We start from the raw sequence: 20,233 nt of genomic DNA on the forward strand, positions 1-20,233 counted from the left end.
GTCGAAGATGCGGGAAGCCGGGATCGGTGAGCGTCCGTTCTTCGGGGCGTCCGAATCGGACATCGCGGAAGAGACCGCGATCGCGAACCGCTCCCGGCTGGCCTGGCGGAACGAACAACTGCGGGTCTGGGATGTACTGCAGCTGGTCACGCCGTGGCTGCTGCTGACCACGGCGACCGTGATGTACTTCGTCTCGGCGCTTCCGGCCGAAGGTGAGGGCTTGTGGCCCGACGGCGCCGCCGTCCTGGGGCTGGTCGTCGTCTCGGCCCTGTGGGTGCTGTTCGGACACACGCTGCCGATGCGCAGAAGGACGCTCCGCCCGGTGCCGGCCGGCGTCTTCTTCGTCGGTCTGATGGCGCTGTGCGTCACCCTGATGACCTACTCCGACGTGTTCCTGGTCTTCACCGTGGCCGGGTTCTTCCACGCCTACCTGCTCAGGCCGTGGCTCCTGGGGATCCTCGGCGTCCTGACCACCTCGGTGGTCCTGAACGGCTCGGTGATGCACGTCTGGGGTGCGCCGACGCCGGACGTGCTTGCGGAGTTCCTGCTGATCGTCACCGTGCAGACGGCGGCGATCGGGGTGGGCATCGTCCTGACGGCGCGCACTGAACCCGAGGAGCGTCGGCGCGAGGAGCTCGTGGACAGGCTGGAGGCGGCACTGCATGAGAACGCAGGGCTCCATGCGCAGCTGGTCGCTCAGGCCCGTGAGTCGGGCGCGCAGGACGAGCGGCAGCGTCTCGCCGGCGAGATTCACGACACGCTGGCGCAGGGTCTGGCCGGGATCATCACGCAGCTCCAGGCTGCGGAGCGCTCCTCGAGCGTCGCGGGTCAGACCGAGGAGCACGTCGCCAGAGCGCTCCGCCTGGCGCGCAGCAGCCTGACCGAGGCGAGGCGAGGCGATCCGTGCAGGCGCTCGCTCCAGGGGAGCTCGGGCGAACGAACCTTCCCGACGCGCTGCGCACGCTGACCGAGAAGTGGTCGGAGGAGCACGGGATCCGCGCGCAGGTCGAGATCACCGGCAGTCGAGAGCCGTTGAGTCCGGCCATCGAGGTCTCGCTCTTCCGCGTGACTCAGGAGTCGCTGACGAACGTCGCGAAGCACGCAGCGGCGACACGCGTCGGTGTCACGCTGTCGTACGCCGGCAACGAGGTGCTGCTGGACGTGCGGGATGACGGACGTGGATTCGTCACCGGTGTCGGCACCGGCTTCGGGCTGACGAGCATGCGCCAGCGGATCAGAGGCATCGGCGGTCACATCGAGGTGCAGAGCGCACCGGGCGAGGGGACATCCGTCAGCGCGCGGGTTCCGGCCATCACCGCGGGCGGCGGACGAGCACAGGGAGACTTCGACTGATGATTCGACTGGTGATCGTCGACGACCATCCGATCGTGCGAGGCGGTCTTCGCGACACGTTCGCGAACGCGGACGACATCGTCGTCGTCGGAGAAGCCGCCGACGGTGCCGAAGGCGGGGAGCGTGCCGAGCAGATGGCGGCGGATGTCGTGCTCATGGACCTCCGGATGCCTGGCACGGACGGAGTAGCAGCGACCGCCACCCTGCGCGAGCGGTGCCCGGATGCCAGGGTGCTGGTGCTGACCACCTTCGACAGCGAGAGCGACGTGCTTCCGGCGATAGAGGCGGGGGCGATCGGATACCTCTTGAAGGATGCGCTGCCCGACGAGCTGATGCGCGCCGTCCGTGCGGCTGCGCGCGGCGAATCCGTGCTCGCGCCCTCGGTGACGCAGCATCTGATGGGGCAGATCCGCAGGCCAGGGGCGGGCACACTGACCGATCGGGAGAAGCAGGTGCTGCAGCTGGTGGCGAACGGCAGCTCGAACCGAGAGGCGGCGACCGCCCTGTTCATCGGCGAGGCGAGCATCAAGACGCATCTGCAGCACATCTACGACAAGCTGGGCGTCCGCGATCGAGCGTCGGCTGTGGCCGAGGGGTATCGACGTCGTCTACTGACCTGATCGCGGTCTTCGCGCACGGTGACACGGCGGGGCCGCACCGTGGCGCGAGCGGGTAGACTCGCCGCAACCCTGACATCGGCGCCAGGCACAGCATCCGCACCCTGAGGCTGAGCCTGGCGCATCGCATTTCACGCCAAGGACTCATCCCATGACCCGTATCTCCGACTCCGGATTCTCCATCGCCATCGTCGGCGCGACCGGCCAGGTCGGCACCGTGATGCGCGACATCCTCGCCGAGCGGGCCTTCCCGATCCGCGAACTGCGCCTGTTCTCGTCGTCCCGGTCCGCCGGCACCGCGATCGAGTACGGCGGAGAGACGGTCATCGTCGAAGACGTCGAGAAGGCGGATGCAGCCGGCATCGACATCGCGCTGTTCTCGGCCGGTGCGACCGCGAGCCGCGCGTATGCGCCGAAGTTCGCCGCCGCCGGCGCCGTCGTCGTCGACAACTCCAGCGCGTGGCGGATGGACCCCGAGGTGCCGCTGGTGGTCAGCGAGGTGAACCCGGATGCCATGGATGAGCGTCCCAAGGGCATCATCGCCAACCCGAACTGCACCACGATGGCTGCGATGCCGGTGCTCAAGGCGCTGCACGCCGAGGCCGGCCTCGAGCGCCTCATCGTCTCCACCTACCAGGCCGTCTCCGGCTCTGGTCTTGCCGGCGCACAGGAGCTGCTCGGACAGGTCGAGGGCGTGCTCGCTCAGGGCGACACCCTGCGACTCGTCCACGACGGCTCGTCGGTCGACTTCCCGCAGCCGAACAACTACATCGCGCCCATCGCGTTCGACGTCATCCCGCTGGCGGGCTCGGTCGTCGACGACGGCGACAACGAGACCGATGAGGAGAAGAAGCTCCGCAACGAGAGCCGCAAGATCCTGGGGCTGCCCGACCTGCGGGTCGCCGGAACCTGCGTGCGCGTGCCGGTCTTCACCGGTCACTCCCTTTCGATCAACGTCGAGTTCGCCGAGGACATCACGCCGGCCAGGGCGTACGAGGTACTGGCATCCGCTCCGGGCGTCGTCGTCGATGAGGTGCCGACGCCGCTGCAGGCGGCAGGCAAGGACCCGAGCTTCGTCGGACGCATCCGCGCCGACCAGTCCGCCCCCGAGGGCAAGGGTCTCGTGCTGTTCATCAGCAACGACAACCTTCGCAAGGGCGCAGCGCTGAACGCCGTGCAGATCGCCGAGGAGCTCACCCGTCGCCTCACGCCGGCCGCCGTCTGACGCTGTCAGCGGGCGGCCGACGCACGGCGAAGAGGGCGGATGCTGACGGCTAGACTGGTCTGGTGACTGAAACCGTCGATGTCGTTCTGATCGGTGGGGGCATCATGTCCGCCACACTGGGTACTCTGCTGCACGAACTGCAGCCGGACTGGAAGATCGTCGCCTATGAGCGACTGAGCGACGTCGGGCAGGAGAGCTCGAACCCGTGGAACAACGCGGGCACCGGCCACGCCGCGCTGTGCGAACTGAACTACACGCCGCAGGCCGCCGATGGCACGCTCGACCCCGCCAAGGCGATCTCGATCAACGAGCAGTTCCAGCAGAGCCGTCAGCTCTGGTCGACGCTCATCGAGCGCGGTGTCCTCGACGGGCCGTCGACCTTCATCAACTCCACCCCGCACATGACCTTCGTGCGCGGTGAGAAGGACGTGGCCTTCCTCAAGGCCCGCTACGAGATGCTCAAGCAGCAGCCGCTCTTCGAGGGCATCGAGTACAGCGAGGACTCCCGCGTCATCAATAAGTGGGCGCCGCTGCTGATGCAGAAGCGCCGCAAGGGCGAGCCGTTCGCCGCGACCCGCGTGCCCTCCGGCACCGACGTCGACTTCGGCGCACTCACCCACCAGCTCTTCGATCACCTCGAGGGATCAGGCGTCGATGTGCGCACCGATCACGAGGTGCGCAGTCTCAAGCGTCAGTCGGACGGCACCTGGCAGGTCAAGTACCGCCACACGATCGGTCGCACCCCTGGACAGGTCAACGCGCGCTTCGTCTTCGTCGGCGCCGGTGGCTGGGCGCTCAAGCTGCTGCAGAACAGCGGCATCCCCGAGATCAAGGGCTATGGCGTCTTCCCGATCGGCGGTCAGTTCCTGAAGACCTCGAACCCCGCTGTGGTCGCCCAGCACAAGGCGAAGGTGTACTCGCAGGCATCCGTCGGCGCTCCGCCGATGTCGGTGCCGCACCTCGACACCCGTGTCGTCGACGGCGAGGCATCGCTGATGTTCGGCCCGTTCGCGACGTTCAGCCCGAAGTTCTTGAAGAACGGCTCGCTGTTCGACATCGTCGGCCAGGTGCGCACGCACAACCTGTGGCCGATGCTGCGCGTCGCATTCGCGAACCCCGACCTGATCACCTACCTGGTGAGCGAGCTGGTGAAGAACCACGGCAAGAAGGTCGACAGCCTGCGCACGTTCATGCCCACCGCGAAGGACGACGACTGGACGCTGATCCAGGCCGGCCAGCGGGCGCAGGTGATGAAGAAGGACCCTGAGAAGGGTGGCATCCTGCAGTTCGGCACCGAGGTCATCGCCTCTGAGGACGGCACGATCGCAGGACTCCTCGGCGCTTCGCCCGGCGCCTCGACGGCCGTGCCGATCATGCTCGGTCTGCTGGCACGGTGCTTCCCGGAGCAGTACGCCGGCTGGGAGCCCACGCTGCGCGAGCTCATCCCGACGATGGGGCAGAAGCTCAACGCCGATGCCGATCTGGCTGAGCGGTCGATGAGCGCGACCGCAGCCACCCTGGCACTCACGGCCTGACGGGACGACCGTGGCGAAGCTCTACTTCCGCTACGGCGCGATGAACTCCGGCAAGTCGACGTCACTGCTGCAGGCAGCGTACAACTACGAGGAGCGCGGGCAGCGCGTGCTGCTGGCGAAGCCCGAGATCGACACCAAGGGCGCCTCGCAGATCGAGAGTCGGCTCGGCGTCACACGCGAGGTGGACTTCCTGATCGGGGCGGACGACGGCGCCCGCGCGCTGTTCCACGCCGAGCGCGAGCGGGTGCGCAACGAGGGCGACGACGAGCTGCTGCCCTCAGAGCCCGAGGACGTCGCGTGCCTGCTGATCGACGAGGCGCAGTTCCTCTCGGCCGATCAGATCGATGACCTGTTCCGGATCGCGGTGCTCGACGGCATCCCGGTGATGGCCTATGGCATCCGCAACGACTTCCGCACACACGCCTTCCCCGGGTCGGCGCGACTGCTCGCGATCGCGCACGCGCTGGAAGAGCTGAAGACGATCTGCCGCTGCGGTCGCAAGGCGGTCTTCAACGGCCGAAAGGTCGGCGGCCGGTTCATCTTCGACGGCGACCAGGTGGCGATCGACGGCGCTTCGGTGACCTACGAGTCCCTGTGCGGCAACTGCTACCTGGAGGAGTCCGGCGGCATCCTTGGTTGAGGGTTTGCGTGGTCTGACCACACCGGATACGCTGTGGTCTGACCACAGGAGGACGGATGCCGCAGACGACCGCGACCCAGCGCGCGTGGCGCACGGTGCTCGAGCGCATCGAGAGCGACCTTCTGCTCGGCACGCTCGGGCCTGGTGACCGACTGCCGTCCGAGCGCGATCTGGCGGCAGACCTCGGTGTCGGTCGCTCCAGTGTCCGCGAGGCGCTGCGCGTGCTCGAGGTGATGGGGCTGATCCGCACCGCCACCGGCTCCGGCCCGCAGGCGGGCGCGATCGTCATCGCCACGCCCTCCGGGGGCATGTCGGCGCTGCTGCGCCTGCAGGTCGCGGCACAGGGCTTCCCACTGGCGGATGTCGTGCAGACCAGACTCGTGCTCGAAGATGCCGTGACCGCCGCCCTCGCCGCCGACGGGCAGCGCGATCTGGGCGGTGCCTACGCGCTGCTCGACGCCATGGACGACGACCAGCTCACCGCTCCCGAGTTTCTGGCGCTCGATGCCGAGCTGCACTACGCGCTCGCCGAGGCCTCTGGCAACACCGTGATCACCGCGATGATGGCGGGGCTGCGCACCTCCATCGAGTCGTACGTACTCGAGGGCTCGGCCCGCATCGAGGACTGGACCAGCATGGCGGCACACCTGCGTGCCGAGCATCGCGAGCTGGTCGCGGCGATCGCCGCGGGGGAGTCGGATGCCGCTCGCAACCTCGTCCACGCGCACATCACCGGCTACTACACCGCCGCAGGCCTCGTGCCCGATCGCCGTGCGGTCCTCACCGACCAGAACTGACAGACCCCCACCCGAAAGGAACGCCCATGGTCAAGCGCCAGGTGCCCAACCCCGTCGAGCTGCTCGAGCTCATGCAGTTCAAGAAGCCCGAGTTCAACGGCAAGAAGCGCCGCCTCGACTCCGCGCTCACGATCAGCGACCTGCGCACGATCGCCAAGCGCCGCACCCCGAAGGCCGCCTTCGACTACACCGACGGCGCAGCCGAGGGCGAACTTTCGCTGTCGCGCGCACGCCAGGCCTTCGAGGACGTCGAGTTCCACCCCGGCATCCTCAAGCCCGCGCCCACCGTCGACACGTCCGTCGACATCCTCGGCGGTCCGTCCGCACTTCCGTTCGGCATCGCGCCGACCGGCTTCACGCGCCTCATGCAGACCGAGGGCGAGACCGCCGGTGCGGGCGCGGCTGCCGCCGCAGGCATCCCCTTCACGCTCTCGACGCTCGGCACCACCTCGATCGAGGGCGTCAAGGCAGCCAACCCGAACGGCCGCAACTGGTTCCAGCTGTACGTGATGCGCGACCGCGAGATCTCGTACGAACTCACCCGACGCGCCGCCGCCGCCGGCTTCGACACCCTGCAGTTCACGGTCGACACCCCGGTGGCCGGCGCTCGCCTGCGCGACAAGCGCAACGGCTTCAGCATCCCGCCGCAGCTGACGCTCGGCACGATCATCAACGCCATCCCCCGTCCGTGGTGGTGGTACGACTTCCTCACCACCCCGAAGCTCGAGTTCGCCTCGCTGAGCACCACCGGCGGCACCGTCGGCGAGCTGCTGGACGCGGCGATGGACCCGACCATCAGCTACGACGACCTGGCCGTCATCCGCGATATCTGGCCGGGCAAGATCGTCATCAAGGGCGTGCAGAACGTCGAGGACTCGGTGCGCCTGCGCGACGCCGGTGTCGACGGCATCGTGCTGTCCAACCACGGCGGCCGTCAGCTCGACCGTGCGCCGATCCCGTTCCGCCTCCTGCCGCACGTGCGCAAGGAGGTCGGCGAGGACTTCACCGTCATGGTCGACACCGGCATCATGAACGGCGCCGACATCGTGGCATCCGTCGCCCTCGGCGCCGACTTCACCCTCATCGGCCGCGCGTACCTCTACGGCCTGATGGCCGGTGGACGCGAGGGCGTCGACCGCACGATCGAGATCCTGCGCGTCGAGATCGAGCGCACCATGCGTCTGCTCGGCGTCTCGTCGCTTGCCGAACTCGAGCCCAAGCACGTGACTCAGCTTGCGCGTCTTGTGCCCGTCGGCGGGACCGTCGCAGGGGCAGCTGCAGAGGCCGTCGCCGGCTGAGGCCGGTTGGTTCGTCGTTCCAGAAAAGGCGATCCGTCGAGCGCAGGCCGATTTCTCAGAGATCGACCTGTTGCCGGCGGATCGCCTTTTCTCGACTTGGGTGGATGCTGCGCGGCGGCGTTCGGATGCTAGCGCGCAGCCGGCACCGGGAGCGTGGCCAGCAGCTCGTCGAGCTTGTCGGCGGTATCCTCCCAGCCGTCGACAGCGATCGACGGCACGCCGATCGCGAGCACGGGGTAGTCGTTGCCGCCCTCATCCAGACGGTCGCCGTAGAAGAGCATGTCGCTGAGGGGGATGCTCGTGTGCTCGGCGAGCTTCTGCATGCCGTACGCCTTGTCGATGCCGGCGCGGGTGATGTCGATCGAGGTCGACCCGCCCGAGCGCACCTCGAGTCCTGGCAGGCGCGGTGCCACAGCGTCCCGCAGTGCGGCGCGCTTGGCGCCCGTGGGGTCCCACGCGTGCTTCGCGTCGCGAGGAGCCTGCTGGCCCAGCGCTGAGAACGTGATCTGCGAACCGCGGTCCTCGAGGATCTCGCCCCAAGTCTCGCTCTCCCACACGCCCAGCCGTTCGGCCTCTTCGCGCAGCGCGGTCAGGGCCGAGGACTTCTCGTCTGCGGTGAGGTCGTGGGCGTACACCGCGGAGTAGCCCGCACCGTCGTGGCGCAGGTAGCGCGTTCCGCAGGTCGGCAGCAGGTGCAGACGCGCGTGCTCCGCTGGCGTGACAGCGGTGAGGCGGGCGATCACCTGGGTGCGGAACTGGTCCTCGTTGCCGCCCGAGATGATGGCCACGTCGACGCGGCGCAGCAGCTCTTGCAGCTGGTCGGCGATCCGGTCGTCGATCTGGCCCTTGGAGGGCGCGAGCGTGTCGTCGAGGTCGAAGGCGACCAGGCGAGGGGTGTTCATGATGGCTCCAGTCTAGAAGAGGTGCCTGTGAGGGCTCGCGGCCTCGCCGCTTCGAGGGGGCTGGGGCGGCTCGGCGCTGGCGCGCCTTGCCTGGTGGACAAGTTGCGGCGGGGTGCTTCCCCACGGCGCACTCCACACGCCGCTCGTTGGCGGAGGATGTTGGCGTTGGAAGGAGGGGCGGCGTGCGGAGCCTCCTGCGCCGCGGGGCCCCTCTGGCGTCCCAGACGAAAATGCCGCGAGACCCCGCCCTCCGGGCGGGGTCTCGCGGCATTGAGTCGGGGTGACAGGATTTGAACCTGCGGCCTCTTCGTCCCGAACGAAGCGCGCTACCAAGCTGCGCCACACCCCGTGATTGCAACCGTTCAAGTCTACATGCCCAGCGGACAGGCGACGAATCCGCAGATCCGCCCGGGCGCGCCCGCGGTCAGGCGGTGCGTGCCGTCAGAGTCAGCAGGGTCGCCTCTGGACGGCACGCGAAGCGCACCGGCGCATAGATCGAATGTCCGCAGCCCGCGCTGACGTTCAGAGGCACGGTGCGACCGTCGCGCGACCAGGTGCTCAGTCCCTTCGCCTGCTTCAGCGGGATGTCGCAGTTCGCCACGATCGTGCCGTAGCCAGGCAGGCAGACCTGACCGCCGTGCGTGTGACCGCCGAAGATGGCATCAGCGCCCAGATCGACGAACGAGTTCAGCACGCGCTGGTACGGCGCATGCGTGACCGCGATGCGCGATCCGCCCGCACGGGCAGGACCCAGCGACTTCAGCGCTGCGGGCAGGGCATCCAGCTCATCCCACTCGCGATGGGCGTCGTTCACCCCGAAGAAGTCGACGCTGTTCCCGGCGACGTCCAGGCGCGCGGCGGCGTTGTTCAGCCCGTGCCAGCCCAGCTCATCCGTGAAGAACCGATCCATGGCATCCGTGTCGAGCAGCTCGGGCTCGCTGTGCGTCTTCGATGGTCCCGTGAAGTACTTGAGCGGGTTGCGCGGCGATGGCGCCTGCACGTCGTTCGACCCGTGCACGAAGACGCCGGGAATGCCGGCGAGAGGCGCGAAGGCGCGTCGGATGCCCGCGAGACCGTCCCGATGACCCAGGTTGTCCCCGGTGTTCACCACGAGGTCTGGTTCGAGCGCTGCCAGTGATGCCAGCCAGTCCTGCTTGCGGTGCTGCCACGGGGCCATGTGCGCGTCCGAGACGTGCAGCACCCGGATCGGCGCGCTGCCGGGCGCGAGCGCTGCTGCGGTCACCTCGCGGACGGTGAACAGGTAGCGCTCGATGCCGATGCCCCATACCGCGGCGCCGACGCCGACGGCCCCCACCGCGCTGAGCGCGATGAGGGCCGGGTGCGGCGCGGAACGAGAGGTCATTCCTGCCCGTCCGCGCACTTCAGCGCGACAGTCGATCCGGCAGGGGCTGGTGTGCCCGCCGCCGGGTTCTGCTCGGTGACATCCGAGCCGCCGCGGCAGCCCTCGTCATCGACGCCGTAGCCCATGGCTTCCAGCATCGTCTTCGCGAGCGCGTATTTCGCTCCGACCACGTTCGGCACCGCGCCGCCGGTCTCGGCCTCAGGCGCCTTGCCGCTGCTCGGTCGCAGGGTCACCGTCGTGCCGCCGGCCACGCGGCCGGCACCGGGATCCTGCTCGGCGACGGTGCCCTTGGGGTGCGTGCTGTCGACCTCATCGCCGACCTGCACCGAGAAGCCGGCCTTCTCGAGGATCTGCTCGGCCTCTTCGATCGACTTGCCGGTCACATCCGGAAGATCCTTCAGCACGCGACGTGTGAGGTTCGGATCGGGATCCGGGAACCGGTCGCCGCCGTAGAAGTTGTTCGCTGCGCGCTGCAAGTCCCTGGCGAGCGGGTAGCGGATGTCGTTGAGACGCGTCCCGTGCGCCGAGAAGGCCTTCAGGTCCTTGTCGCCCGTGATGTTTCCCACCCAGACCGCTGTCGCGACCTTCGTGCTCGACTCGACGAGCATGGTGTGCTCCTTCTCAGCGGTACCGGTCTTGCCGATCACCTGGATGCCGTCGTACGGGTTCGCCCCGCTACCGGTGCCGCCTTCCATCACGCCGCGCAGGGCGTACGCCGCAGTTGCGGCGACCTCGGGCGAGATGGCCTGCGTGCAGGTGGTCTTCGGCACGGGCATCTCCTTGCCGTCCTGGCCGACGATCTTGTCGATCACCCGGGGCTCGCAGAAGATGCCCTTGTTGGCGACGGTGGCGTAGGCGCCGGCCATCTGGATCGGTGCGATGGACTTCGAGCCGAGCACGGTCGGGAACGGGTCGTTCGCGTCGGTGCGGACACCGTCCTTCGCAGAGTCGGCCAGCTTGCCTTCGGGGCCGACGCCATAGGTCGTCACGTCCCCACCGTCACCCCAGTGCACGCCGAGCCGCTTGGCCATCTTGTTGATGTCGCAGAGGTTCAGCTGCTGCGCCATCGCGAGGAAACCGGTGTTCAGAGATGCCGAGGTGAAGCGTCGCACGCTGCTGACCGAGCCGCGGCCCTGTCCGAAGTTCCCGACCACTTCGGTCTGGGTATAGGTGCCTTCGCACTGCGGGAACTTGCCGAAGTTCCGCACGCGACCATCCAGCACCTCATTGACGGAGTGGCCCTTCTCGAGCCAGTCCAGCAGGGTGAACAGCTTGTACGTCGATCCAGGACCGAAACCGACGCCGCCGCCGTGTGCGCGGTCTGCGGCGAAGACCTGCGCCGAGATTCCGGGCTTGCCTTCCTGTGACGCGGCTTCGCTGAATGACGTGTTCTGTGCGATCGCGAGGATTCGTCCGGTGCTCGCCTCGATCGAGACGCCGGCGCCGCCGAGCTTGATGCCTTCCATCGACGCGGGGACGCGGTCGTGCACGGCCTGCACGGCCGGTGCCTGCACGCGCAGGTCGAGGGAGGTGTAGATCTTCAGACCGCCGCGGAGTCGGTTCTCCAGGCGCTCTGCAGCAGTCGCACCGAATGCCTCGTCCTTCTCCATGACCGACTTCGCGTACTGGCAGAAGTACGCGTTGTCGCCCGCGGCCGCGCAGCCCTGGGTGGTCTGCTTGAGGTTCGGCTCCACCGGAGTCTCGACTGCTGCGGCGTGCTCTTCCTTGGTGATCTGGCCGTTCTCGAGCATCTCGCCCAGCACGTAGTCGCGACGGTTCTTGGTCGTCGCGTAGCCGTCTTCCTTGGTGTTGTGCTTCACCAGCGACTCGCCTTCGCCCTCCGACCAGGTGCCGTCCTCTGGTCGGTCGATGCGCAGCAGGTTGGGCTCCTGCACCATGCCGGCCAGCGTCGCAGCCTGCACCAGCGTGAGCTTGGCAGCGGTCGTGCCGAAGTAGCGGTTCGCGGCGGCCTCGATGCCGTACGTCGTGCCGCCGAAGTTCGACACGTTCAGGTATCCGAGCAGGATCTCGTTCTTCGAGTAGTCCTTCTCGACCTGTACTGCGAAGCGCATCTCCTGCAGCTTGCGCTCGATGCCGTCCGCGCCCTTGGCCTGCGCGGCCTCCTCGAAGCACTGCCGCATCTTCGCTTCGTAGTCCGGATCGTTGGGCGGAACGCCCTGCTCACACTGCTGGATCAGCGCGTTCTTGACGTACTGCTGGGTGATCGTGGAGGCACCGCGCGAAGACGCACCGGTGAAGTTCTCGATGGCTGCCTTCGCGGTCTGAAGCAGGTTCACTCCGCCGTGCGAGTAGAAGTTCTTGTCCTCGCTCGAGAGCACGGCGTCGTACAGCACCGGCGAGACCTGATCGAACTTCACCGGCACGCGGTTCTGCTCGTAGAAGGTCGCCAGCACGAAGGGCTTGCCGTTGCCGTCGTTGCCGTAGATCGTCGTCGGCGCCATCGGCGCGTTCGGCTTCAGGTAGCTCGGCAGGTTGTCGAACAGCGTCAGCGCCTGGGATCCGGTGACGCCGGCGACGGCGATGGCGGGGGTGACCGCGGCGGTCGCCAGGATTCCGGCGACGACGCTCAGGCCGACCAGACCCAGCATTCCGCTGAGCACACCCTTCACCGTACGTTTCGTTTGAGGCATAGGCTCGATGGTAAGGGAATTCCCTGAATAGAAGCCTCGACGCCGGCATCCGATGCCGGAGGTCGCCGACGCACAGGAGTGCCATGACCACGTGGGAGTATCTGACCACACCGCTGCTGATCCACAACACGGCGGCGATCCTGAACAACTGGGGCAAGCAGGGCTGGGAGCTCGTGCAGGTCATTCAGGGCCCCGAGGGCGGCCTGGTCGCCTACTTCAAGCGCCCCGTGACGCAGAACGGCACCGAGAACGTCGGCCTCGCCGCCGCCGCCGAGGCATCGCGTCAGTTCGAGGGAGCCGGCCAGTGAGCATCGCAGCGCGTCTGGACGAGCTCGGCATCGAGCTGCCCGCTGTCTCGGCCCCGGTGGCTGCGTACGTCCCCGCCGTCGTGCACGGCGGCCTGGTCTACACCTCAGGGCAGCTGCCGTTCGTCGGCGGCGTGCTTCCTGCGACCGGCAAGGTCGGCGCAGAGGTGGATGCTGAGGATGCCAAGGTCTACGCCCGCACCTGCGCGCTGAACGCCCTCGCTGCCGCTGCCGCCGCTGCCGGCGGCGTCGACCGGATCGCCGGTGTGCTGCGGGTCGGCGGATTCGTGGCATCCGCCCCCGCCTTCACCGGCCAGCCCGGTGTCGTCAACGGATCCAGCGAAGTGCTCGGCGAGATCTTCGGCGATGCAGGCAAGCACGCGCGCGCCGCCGTCGGCGTCGCGGTGCTGCCGCTGGACACGCCGGTCGAGGTCGAGGTGACCTTCATCCTCGCCTGACGTCGGATGCTGCGAAGCGGCCCTCTGGAACGCAGGTTCCGGAGGGCCGCTTCGTGTGTGGTGCTTACTTGACCTGGCTCGAGATCGTGCTCATCACCAGCGTGTCGGCGAGCGTCGTGACATCTCCGACCTCGCGGCCCTCTGCGACATCGCGCAGCAGGCGGCGCATGATCTTGCCGGAGCGAGTCTTGGGCAGCTCCGGCACGATGTACACGTCACGCGGACGCGCGATCGGGCCGATCTGCTCGCCGACCCAGGCACGTAGCAGGGCGGTGAGACCCTCGGGGGAGTGCGCGTCGAGGTAGCTCTGCTTGATGATGACGAACGCGACCACGGCCTGCCCGGTGGTCTCATCGGCGGCGCCGACCACTGCCGCCTCTGCGGTGGCCTCATGGGCGACCAGCGACGACTCGATCTCGGTGGTCGACAGGCGGTGCCCCGACACGTTCATCACGTCGTCGACGCGGCCGAGCAGCCACAGGTCGCCGTCCTCGTCGAGGCGCGCACCGTCGCCGGCGAAGTAGTAGCCCTTGTCCTCGAACTTCTCCCAGTAGGTCTCCTTGTAGCGCTCGGGGTCTCCCCAGATGCCGCGCAGCATGCTCGGCCACGGTTCGGTGATCACGAGCAGACCGCCGTTGCCGTTGCCGACCTCGTTGCCGTCGTCGTCGGTCACGTCGATCGAGATCCCGGGGATCGGCACCTGGGCGGAGCCGGGCTTGGTCGCCGTGATGCCGGGCAGCGCCGAGACCATGATGGCGCCGGTCTCGGTCTGCCACCAGGTGTCGACGATGGGCGTCTTGTCGGCGCCGATCACCTCGCGGTACCACATCCATGCCTCGGGGTTGATGGGCTCGCCCACCGAACCGAGCAGGCGAAGGCTCGACAGGTCGAACTCCTGCGGGATCTGCCGGCCGAGCTTCATGAACGAGCGGATCGCCGTCGGCGCGGTGTAGAGGATGCTGACGCCGTACTTCTGGATGATCTCCCACCAGCGCCCTGCGTGCGGGGCGTCAGGCGTGCCCTCGAACAGCACCTGGGTGGCGCCGTTGGCCAGCGGGCCGTAGGCGACGTAGCTGTGTCCGGTGACCCAGCCGATGTCGGCCGTGCACCAGAACACATCGGTTTCGGGGTGCAGGTCGAACACGTACTTGTGCGTGTACGCGGCCTGCACGAGGTAGCCGCCAGAGGTGTGCAGAATGCCCTTCGGCTTTCCGGTGGTACCAGACGTGTACAGGATGAACAGCGGGTTCTCGGCAGGGAAGGCCTGCGCCTCGTGCTCGGCGGAAGCCGCCGGGACGACGTCGTGCCACCAGAGGTCGCGCTCATGCCAGTCGACCTCGTTGCCGCCGCGCTTGACGACGAGCACGTGCTCGACGGTCTGCTGCTCGCCTTCGCCGTTGCGGTCGCTGAGCGCCTGGTCGACAGCGGGCTTCAGAGCCGAGACCTTGCCCTTGCGGTAGCCGCCGTCTGCGGTGATGACGACCTTCGCACCGGCATCGTCGATGCGCGAGCGCAGGCTGTCGGCACTGAACCCGCCGAACACGACGGAGTGGATGGCGCCGAGCCGCGCGACGGCCAGCATCGAGACGATCGCCTCAGGGATCATCGGCAGGTAGATGGCGACACGGTCGCCGTGACCGATGCCGAGCCCGGCCAGCACGTTGGCGGTGCGCTTGACCTCGTCGGTCAGCTCGGCGTACGTGATGCGACGCTCATCGCCCGGTTCGCCCTCCCACAGGATGGCCACCCGGTCGCCGAGACCGGCCTCGACGTGACGGTCGAGGCAGTTGTAGGCGACGTTGAGCTCGCCGTCGTCGAACCACTTCGCGAACGGCGGGTTCGACCAGTCCAGCACCTGCGTGAACGGCTTGTGCCAGGTCACGCTCTCGCGGGCCTGGTCTCCCCAGAACGCCTCGCGATCGGCTGCAGCCCGCTCGTACAGTGCGGGATCGTCGATGGTCTGGGCAGCGAACTCGTCCGAGGGCGGGAACCTCCGCGACTCATCGAGGAGGTGATCGATCTGACTGCTCATGGATTCGCTCCTTTGCGCGGATAAGAGATCGTGTCGGGGCACGACCGTGACACGGCGAATCTACTCGCGCCCCCGGCGGAAGCCTACTGTCGAAAGTTGGTACTGCGTGTCGCTTGGCAAGGGCCCTTGCAAATGCATACACTGGCGACAGCCGATTTCGATATCCGGCTTCAGCGCGCCCGATACCCCCCGATGCGGGCATGCGCGTGGGCGGCACCTCATTCCCCCCGTGAGGTGCCGCCTTGCGCATTCCCGGGTGGTTCTCCTGCACAGATGACGGATCTCGCCGGTTGTGCACAGCACATGGGTTCTCGGGGAATCGGCGTCCGTCCGCCGACTTAGCGTCGTCGGCATGGCTGATCCCTTCGTGCTCCGACCTCGCGGTGTGCCGTCCCCGACGGCGACGGCCGAGGCCCCGTCTGCGCCGACCTTGTCGGTCGACCCCGCCTTCGGTGCACTGGCCGAGCATGTGCAGGATGCCGGGGTCACCGACATCTTCGTCAACGGCGCTCACGGACTCTTCATCGATCGTGGGGATGGTGCAGAGCAGGTCGCCGACTGGCGGGCATCCGAGCGCGAAGTGCGCGACCTCGCCGTCGCCCTGGTGGCCGCCGGTGGCCGACACCTCGACGATCAGTCGCCGTGCGTCGACGTGCGACTGGATTCGGGCATCCGCGTGCACGCCGTGCTGGCGCCGGTCTCGACATCCGGCACCGCGCTGTCGATCCGCGTGCCGCGCGTGCTCGGGGCCGACCTCGATGCGCTGGCCGCCTCCGGTACCTTCTCGGCAGCACAGCGCGCGTGGCTGGGCGCGCTGGTCGCACAGCGGGCGAACGTGCTGATCACCGGTGGCACCGGCACCGGAAAGACCACGCTGCTCTCGGCGCTGCTGTCGGAGGTCGGCGGCAGCGAGAGGATCGTCACGATCGAGGATGTCGCCGAGCTGCGCCCGCGGCATCCGCATCACGTCTCGCTGGAGGCTCGGCAGGCGAACCTCGAGGGGGCGGGCCGGATCACCCTGGCGGTGCTGGTGCGCGAGTCCCTGCGAATGCGTCCGGATCGGCTCGTGGTGGGGGAGTGCCGCGGAGAAGAGGTGCGCGAGCTGCTCACCGCGTTGAACACGGGGCACGACGGCGGCGCCGGAACGCTGCATGCCAGCAGCCTCGCCGACGTCCCCGCACGCATGGAGGCACTCGGGGCGCTCGCCGGGATGGATGCCGTCGCTCTCGCCCGGCAGGTGGTCAGCGCGTTCACCGTGGTGCTGCACCTGCAGCGCGACACCGACGGTCGGCGGCATATCGCTCGCGCCGGGCGGTTCGTGCTCTCCGCAGACCGGCTGGACATCGAGGAGGTGTCGCCGTGGTGACCGTGGCGCGGCGCACAGGCGGGCTGTTCCGGCGCAGGGGAGCGGATGCTGTCGCTTCGCGCCCAGGTGATGCGGCCGCCGCGGTGCGCACACTTGCCGTCCTGTTGCAGGCCGGCGCGCGTCCGATGACGGCGTGGCAGCACCTTGCCGAGAGTGGTGATCCAGTCGCAGGGCGCGTGGTCGACCGCTGCGCCTCTGGTGCCGAGCTCGTCGGCGCGATCGATGCCGAGGGCGGTGCGTGGTCTGACGTCGCGGCGGCCTGGGAGATCGCGACCACAGTGGGCGCGCCCCTGGCCGATGTGCTGCGCGCGCTGGCCGAATCGCTGCAGGACGCAGCCTCCGCTGCCGACGATGTGCGCATCGCACTGGCCGAACCCACCGGCACAGCGCGGCTGCTGCTGTGGCTGCCGTTCGCAGGACTCCTGCTCGGACTCGCCCTCGGCTTCGACACCGTCGGGGTGCTGTTCACCAATCCGTTCGGCGCCGTGTGCGTGGGGTTGGGCATCCTGTTGGTGCTCGTGGCCCGATGGTGGACCGCGCGGATGGTGCGCGCCGCACAGCCGGCGCCGGGCACCCCTGGGATGCACGCCGAACTCGTCGCCGTCGCGCTCGCCGGCGGCGTGGGCATCCCGCGTGCGCTGCGGCTCGTCGAGCACAGCCCAGCCGATCTGCTCGCCGACCGTTCGAGCACGGACGCCGTGCTCGAGCTGTCCCGCTCGGCAGGGGTTCCGGCCGGCGAACTGCTGCGCGCCTCGGCATCCCAGCAGCGACACGACGCCAGGGTGCAGGGCCGTGTGCGCGCCGCGCGGCTCTCTTCGAAGCTGCTGCTGCCGCTCGGCGCGTGCACGCTGCCCGCCTTCCTGCTGCTCGGTGTCGCCCCGCTGATGCTCAGCGTGCTCAGCTCCACGCCGTTGCCGATCTGAAGACGACCACAGGGCGAGCCACGCCCGCGGAAGAGAAGAAGAGAGAAGAAGAGAGAAGGAAAGAGATGAACGACGAGACACAGCCTGTCGAGTCCCCGCCTGCGCGGGCGCGGACGGCGTCGACCCTGCCCACGCTGACCCGCCGCCGTGCGGCAGCCCTGTTCGCCGACGAGTCGGGAGCCGCGACTGCGGAGTACGCGATCACGACGATCGTCCCTCCCCGCGCGCCTACTGGACTCTGAGTCAAGCCGGGTCCCCGCGCTCCCGCCCTTCCGATTCAGTACAAACGCCGAACGGAAGGCCGCATGAGCGCCCCAGTCAGAGGAGAGGACGGCATGAATCCGAACAACGACGAGGCTCGCAAGGGTGATCCCGAGTACCGCCAAGCGCTCGACGAGCGCCGCGAGCTCCGTGCCGCCGCGAAGCGTGACGGGACCCCCGAGCCGCCCCAGATCAAACGCCACCGTAAGACCGGGGAGATCGTCTACAGCAAGACGACCACCACCGAGGTTCGCCTCCGGGCGGCTCAGCGTGCGTCGGCGGCGGCGGAGATGAAGGCTCAGCGGTTCTCGTGGGACACCATCGCGCAGGTGCTCGGGTACAAGAACGGCCCCACCGCACGCAAGTCGGTCGAGCGGTACATCGAGCGCTTGCCGATGGAGTCGGTAAACCTCCTGCGCCGGATGGAGTTGGAGGACTTGGATCGCGCCGAGACGGCACTCGCCGACCGGATCGAGCAGGGCGACACCCAGGCCATCGACACGATGCTCAAGATCAAGCACCAGCGCGCCCGCCTGATAGGCCTCTATGACCAGGCGACGAGCGCGGCGAACTTCGACATCGAATTGACGCTGGTGCAGACCACCACCGAGGTCGTGCGGCTGGTGCGGACGCACCCGGACATGACCATCGAGCAGATACTCGCGGCCATCACCACGGGCTCGGCCACCGACTAGATCACCGTGCCGGGGCGGTTTCTCCTCGGCAAACCAACCCTTACGAAAGGACGCCATCATGGCAAAGGCAACACCCGCAAGCATCGAGCGCGATCTCAAGTCGTCGCTGGAGAACTTCAAGGCACGCGCGGCCTCGATCAAAGACGCGTACCGCGCGACCCGTCAGAGCATCGTCGACGACGTGATGGCGTCGGACTTCGCGAAGCAGGGTCGCCTGGAGAGCCTCGCCAACGAGACGCGGGGCAAGCTCGATTCGCTCCGGGGCGAGCAGGATTCGTACATCAAGACCGTGCGCTCCAAGGTGGAGCAGGACCTGATCGGCTACCAGGCTTCCGACGCGAACAGCGTGCTCCTGCGCCGGGATGCGGCGGACCGCGCCCGCAAGATCGCCGACGAGTCGGAGGCTCTGGCAATGCTCGGCGACGCGATCCGTGGTGGTGATGACACCCTCGCGGATGCGGTCGGTTACCGTGCCCGCCAGACGGGCTGGATCAACACCCTGGATGCTTACAAGGAGGCCCGCCCGGAGTCGGCGGACTCGGCGGCGGCGCTCGCGTTCGTGGAGGGGTTGGATTCGGACCCGGGCCACAACCTCGCGAACCAGATCACCTACTCCGCGCCCTCGGAGTGACGCGCCTCTCCCGCGCGTTGAGAGCCCCGGCCCCCTCGGGGGCGTCGGGGCTCTCTCATGCTTAGGAGTCCTCCGCCGGGGCCCGGGGGCGAGACCCGAGCGAACCGCTACGCTCATGTGTCATGAAGGTGTTCATTAGCTGGTCAGGGCCGCGAAGTCAGAAACTCGCCGATGCGTTGCGTGAATGGTTGCACGACGTTATCCAAAGCGTTGAATGCTTCTGCTCAACCGAAGATATCCGCGCAGGCCAACGTTGGAACAACGAAGTGAACTCCTGGCTAGGGGAAACCGACTTTGGAGTGCTTTGTGTGACGTCCGAGAACGTCAAGGCTCCGTGGCTTAATTTTGAAGCCGGAGCTTTGGCCAAGCGCATCAACGACGATGCGCGTGTCGTGCCCGTAACGCTCGGGTTCGCCCCGTCTGCGCTTGACGAACCGCTAAAGCAGTTCAACGGAGTGCCAGCCAAAAAAGACGGCATCCTGCGCCTTGTAAAGTCGATAGCCGAAGTCGCGGGATCGAAAGTGGACATCGACCGTGCTTTTGCACTTTGGTGGCCCGACCTGGAAAAGAGAATCTCCGCGATCCCAGATTCGGATGAGAAGGTCTCACAACCGGAGCCTCCGGACGTGAACGAAATGTTCACCGACATCATGTCGTCGATTCGGGGGTTGTCGACCGATGTTCGTCACAACTACCCCGGCGACCGAGTCCCGCTGGCGGAATATACGGCCATGGCGGTGATCCTTGCCGAGAACGACAAACTGCGCGCGGATGTCGCGAGCGGGGTGTCGGGTGCGGTCCGGTATCTGCGCGAACATGCTCGCGACGAGATGCGTCACCGCAACCACACGGCGAGGCAGAATCGTCAGGATCGCGCACGGAGAGAATTCAAGCTTGAAGAGTTGGCTGCTGAGGCTGAGCTGGACGCGGCCATGGCCGCACAGGATGAAACCGAAGACACAGAGCGCTAAGTGATTCTGCATGGACGATCTCGAACGTCAGCGGCGGCTACGACTGGAGCGTGACGCACTGCTCGATACGCCGAACTGCCTGGCCTGCCTGCACCGGATGGAGCCCACCGATGTCGACGGCGTGCCCGTGTGGCAGTGCCCGGAATGCGGGACCACACAACCGGCGTAGCGCCCATGTGATCGGGTGTCCGGCCCCGCACTTATGCTGAT

21 protein-coding genes and 1 tRNA gene are annotated in these 20,233 nt (G+C 67.8%); 17 read left to right on the forward strand and 5 right to left on the reverse strand.

Annotated features, from left to right (window positions below; translation table 11 throughout):
* Nucleotides 1-7 precede the first annotated feature (7 nt).
* The 8 genes from MNR00_RS04415 to MNR00_RS04450 all read left to right on the forward strand — a co-directional run bounded on the left by MNR00_RS04415 (nt 8) and on the right by MNR00_RS04450 (nt 7,465).
* Nucleotides 8-967 (forward strand): histidine kinase, encoded by a 960-nt coding sequence (locus MNR00_RS04415; protein WP_241927962.1) that lies wholly within the window; start codon nt 8-10, stop codon nt 965-967.
* Nucleotides 904-1,353 (forward strand): ATP-binding protein, encoded by a 450-nt coding sequence (locus tag MNR00_RS04420; protein ID WP_241927963.1) that lies wholly within the window; start codon nt 904-906, stop codon nt 1,351-1,353. The genes MNR00_RS04415 and MNR00_RS04420 overlap by 64 nt, the downstream gene beginning before the upstream one ends.
* Nucleotides 1,353-1,973, forward strand: a complete 621-nt coding sequence (locus tag MNR00_RS04425; RefSeq protein ID WP_241927964.1) for a response regulator transcription factor — start codon at nt 1,353-1,355, stop codon at nt 1,971-1,973. The genes MNR00_RS04420 and MNR00_RS04425 overlap by 1 nt, the downstream gene beginning before the upstream one ends.
* Before the next feature lie 148 nt (nt 1,974-2,121).
* Nucleotides 2,122-3,195, forward strand: coding sequence for an aspartate-semialdehyde dehydrogenase (locus tag MNR00_RS04430; protein WP_241927965.1), 1,074 nt, complete (start codon nt 2,122-2,124; stop codon nt 3,193-3,195).
* A gap of 104 nt (nt 3,196-3,299) precedes the next feature.
* On the forward strand, nt 3,300-4,730 hold the full coding sequence (mqo, locus tag MNR00_RS04435) for a malate dehydrogenase (quinone) (protein WP_241928758.1): 1,431 nt from the start codon (nt 3,300-3,302) through the stop codon (nt 4,728-4,730).
* 10 nt (nt 4,731-4,740) lie between these two features.
* Nucleotides 4,741-5,370: a thymidine kinase gene (locus MNR00_RS04440; protein ID WP_241927966.1), complete on the forward strand. Its 630-nt coding sequence runs from the start codon at nt 4,741-4,743 to the stop codon at nt 5,368-5,370.
* 56 nt (nt 5,371-5,426) lie between these two features.
* Complete coding sequence (locus MNR00_RS04445) at nt 5,427-6,167, forward strand: GntR family transcriptional regulator (protein WP_241927967.1); 741 nt, start codon at nt 5,427-5,429, stop codon at nt 6,165-6,167.
* A 26-nt stretch (nt 6,168-6,193) separates the two neighbouring features.
* Entirely contained in the window at nt 6,194-7,465 is a 1,272-nt protein-coding gene (locus MNR00_RS04450; RefSeq protein ID WP_241927968.1) for an alpha-hydroxy acid oxidase, read from the forward strand.
* 128 nt (nt 7,466-7,593) lie between these two features.
* Here MNR00_RS04450 and MNR00_RS04455 read toward each other — a convergent pair whose 3' ends face one another.
* The 4 genes from MNR00_RS04455 to MNR00_RS04470 all read right to left on the reverse strand — a co-directional run bounded on the left by MNR00_RS04455 (nt 7,594) and on the right by MNR00_RS04470 (nt 12,381).
* Nucleotides 7,594-8,367 (reverse strand): HAD hydrolase family protein, encoded by a 774-nt coding sequence (locus MNR00_RS04455; RefSeq protein ID WP_241927969.1) that lies wholly within the window; start codon nt 8,365-8,367, stop codon nt 7,594-7,596.
* Between the two features lie 275 nt (nt 8,368-8,642).
* A tRNA-Pro gene (locus tag MNR00_RS04460) sits at nt 8,643-8,716 on the reverse strand.
* 75 nt (nt 8,717-8,791) lie between these two features.
* Nucleotides 8,792-9,730: a metallophosphoesterase gene (locus MNR00_RS04465; RefSeq protein WP_241927970.1), complete on the reverse strand. Its 939-nt coding sequence runs from the start codon at nt 9,728-9,730 to the stop codon at nt 8,792-8,794.
* Nucleotides 9,727-12,381 carry a transglycosylase domain-containing protein gene (locus tag MNR00_RS04470; RefSeq protein WP_241927971.1) on the reverse strand — a complete coding sequence of 885 codons (2,655 nt, stop codon included), beginning with the start codon at nt 12,379-12,381 and terminating at the stop codon, nt 9,727-9,729. The genes MNR00_RS04465 and MNR00_RS04470 overlap by 4 nt, the downstream gene beginning before the upstream one ends.
* Before the next feature lie 83 nt (nt 12,382-12,464).
* Between MNR00_RS04470 and MNR00_RS04475 the strand changes: the two genes are divergently transcribed.
* Together MNR00_RS04475 and MNR00_RS04480 are read left to right on the forward strand one after the other, a co-directional pair.
* A complete protein-coding gene (locus MNR00_RS04475) occupies nt 12,465-12,689 on the forward strand; it encodes a DUF4177 domain-containing protein (RefSeq protein ID WP_241927972.1) in 225 nt (74 codons plus the stop codon).
* Entirely contained in the window at nt 12,686-13,144 is a 459-nt protein-coding gene (locus tag MNR00_RS04480) for a RidA family protein (protein WP_241927973.1), read from the forward strand. Before MNR00_RS04475 ends, MNR00_RS04480 begins: the two co-directional genes overlap by 4 nt.
* A gap of 64 nt (nt 13,145-13,208) precedes the next feature.
* Here the strand turns inward: MNR00_RS04480 and acs are convergent, their stop codons facing one another.
* Nucleotides 13,209-15,176 (reverse strand): acetate--CoA ligase, encoded by a 1,968-nt coding sequence (acs, locus tag MNR00_RS04485; protein ID WP_241927974.1) that lies wholly within the window; start codon nt 15,174-15,176, stop codon nt 13,209-13,211.
* A gap of 352 nt (nt 15,177-15,528) precedes the next feature.
* On the opposite strand from acs, the gene MNR00_RS04490 reads away from it, so the two are divergent.
* From MNR00_RS04490 to MNR00_RS04520, 7 genes are all read left to right on the forward strand, one after another.
* Nucleotides 15,529-16,542, forward strand: a complete 1,014-nt coding sequence (locus MNR00_RS04490; RefSeq protein ID WP_241927975.1) for a TadA family conjugal transfer-associated ATPase — start codon at nt 15,529-15,531, stop codon at nt 16,540-16,542.
* Nucleotides 16,536-17,465: a type II secretion system F family protein gene (locus MNR00_RS04495; RefSeq protein ID WP_241927976.1), complete on the forward strand. Its 930-nt coding sequence runs from the start codon at nt 16,536-16,538 to the stop codon at nt 17,463-17,465. Before MNR00_RS04490 ends, MNR00_RS04495 begins: the two co-directional genes overlap by 7 nt.
* Nucleotides 17,466-17,530: 65 nt before the next feature.
* A complete protein-coding gene (locus tag MNR00_RS04500; protein WP_241927977.1) occupies nt 17,531-17,707 on the forward strand; it encodes a hypothetical protein in 177 nt (58 codons plus the stop codon).
* Nucleotides 17,708-17,770: 63 nt separating this feature from the next.
* Nucleotides 17,771-18,421, forward strand: a complete 651-nt coding sequence (locus MNR00_RS04505; protein WP_241927978.1) for a hypothetical protein — start codon at nt 17,771-17,773, stop codon at nt 18,419-18,421.
* Between the two features lie 58 nt (nt 18,422-18,479).
* Complete coding sequence (locus MNR00_RS04510) at nt 18,480-19,052, forward strand: hypothetical protein (protein ID WP_241927979.1); 573 nt, start codon at nt 18,480-18,482, stop codon at nt 19,050-19,052.
* A gap of 122 nt (nt 19,053-19,174) precedes the next feature.
* Nucleotides 19,175-20,023, forward strand: a complete 849-nt coding sequence (locus tag MNR00_RS04515; protein WP_241927980.1) for a toll/interleukin-1 receptor domain-containing protein — start codon at nt 19,175-19,177, stop codon at nt 20,021-20,023.
* Between the two features lie 10 nt (nt 20,024-20,033).
* A complete protein-coding gene (locus tag MNR00_RS04520) occupies nt 20,034-20,192 on the forward strand; it encodes a zf-TFIIB domain-containing protein (protein WP_241927981.1) in 159 nt (52 codons plus the stop codon).
* Nucleotides 20,193-20,233 lie beyond the last annotated feature (41 nt).

This window comes from Microbacterium sp. H1-D42 (assembly GCF_022637555.1).
Taxonomy (GTDB): Bacteria; Actinomycetota; Actinomycetes; order Actinomycetales; family Microbacteriaceae; genus Microbacterium.

Bases quoted from the DNA above. Each gene is read 5' to 3' on its own strand.
- MNR00_RS04415 (WP_241927962.1), top strand. From the start codon at position 8: ATGCGGGAAGCCGGGATCGGTGAGCGTCCGTTCTTCGGGGCGTCCGAA.
- MNR00_RS04425 (WP_241927964.1), top strand. From the start codon at position 1,353: ATGATTCGACTGGTGATCGTCGACGACCATCCGATCGTGCGAGGCGGT.
- MNR00_RS04430 (WP_241927965.1), top strand. From the start codon at position 2,122: ATGACCCGTATCTCCGACTCCGGATTCTCCATCGCCATCGTCGGCGCG.
- mqo (WP_241928758.1), top strand. From the start codon at position 3,300: ATGTCCGCCACACTGGGTACTCTGCTGCACGAACTGCAGCCGGACTGG.
- MNR00_RS04445 (WP_241927967.1), top strand. From the start codon at position 5,427: ATGCCGCAGACGACCGCGACCCAGCGCGCGTGGCGCACGGTGCTCGAG.
- MNR00_RS04450 (WP_241927968.1), top strand. From the start codon at position 6,194: ATGGTCAAGCGCCAGGTGCCCAACCCCGTCGAGCTGCTCGAGCTCATG.
- MNR00_RS04455 (WP_241927969.1), bottom strand. From the start codon at position 8,367: ATGAACACCCCTCGCCTGGTCGCCTTCGACCTCGACGACACGCTCGCG.
- MNR00_RS04465 (WP_241927970.1), bottom strand. From the start codon at position 9,730: ATGACCTCTCGTTCCGCGCCGCACCCGGCCCTCATCGCGCTCAGCGCG.
- MNR00_RS04470 (WP_241927971.1), bottom strand. From the start codon at position 12,381: ATGCCTCAAACGAAACGTACGGTGAAGGGTGTGCTCAGCGGAATGCTG.
- MNR00_RS04475 (WP_241927972.1), top strand. From the start codon at position 12,465: ATGACCACGTGGGAGTATCTGACCACACCGCTGCTGATCCACAACACG.
- acs (WP_241927974.1), bottom strand. From the start codon at position 15,176: ATGAGCAGTCAGATCGATCACCTCCTCGATGAGTCGCGGAGGTTCCCG.
- MNR00_RS04490 (WP_241927975.1), top strand. From the start codon at position 15,529: ATGGCTGATCCCTTCGTGCTCCGACCTCGCGGTGTGCCGTCCCCGACG.
- MNR00_RS04500 (WP_241927977.1), top strand. From the start codon at position 17,531: ATGAACGACGAGACACAGCCTGTCGAGTCCCCGCCTGCGCGGGCGCGG.
- MNR00_RS04505 (WP_241927978.1), top strand. From the start codon at position 17,771: ATGAGCGCCCCAGTCAGAGGAGAGGACGGCATGAATCCGAACAACGAC.
- MNR00_RS04510 (WP_241927979.1), top strand. From the start codon at position 18,480: ATGGCAAAGGCAACACCCGCAAGCATCGAGCGCGATCTCAAGTCGTCG.
- MNR00_RS04515 (WP_241927980.1), top strand. From the start codon at position 19,175: ATGAAGGTGTTCATTAGCTGGTCAGGGCCGCGAAGTCAGAAACTCGCC.
- MNR00_RS04520 (WP_241927981.1), top strand. From the start codon at position 20,034: ATGGACGATCTCGAACGTCAGCGGCGGCTACGACTGGAGCGTGACGCA.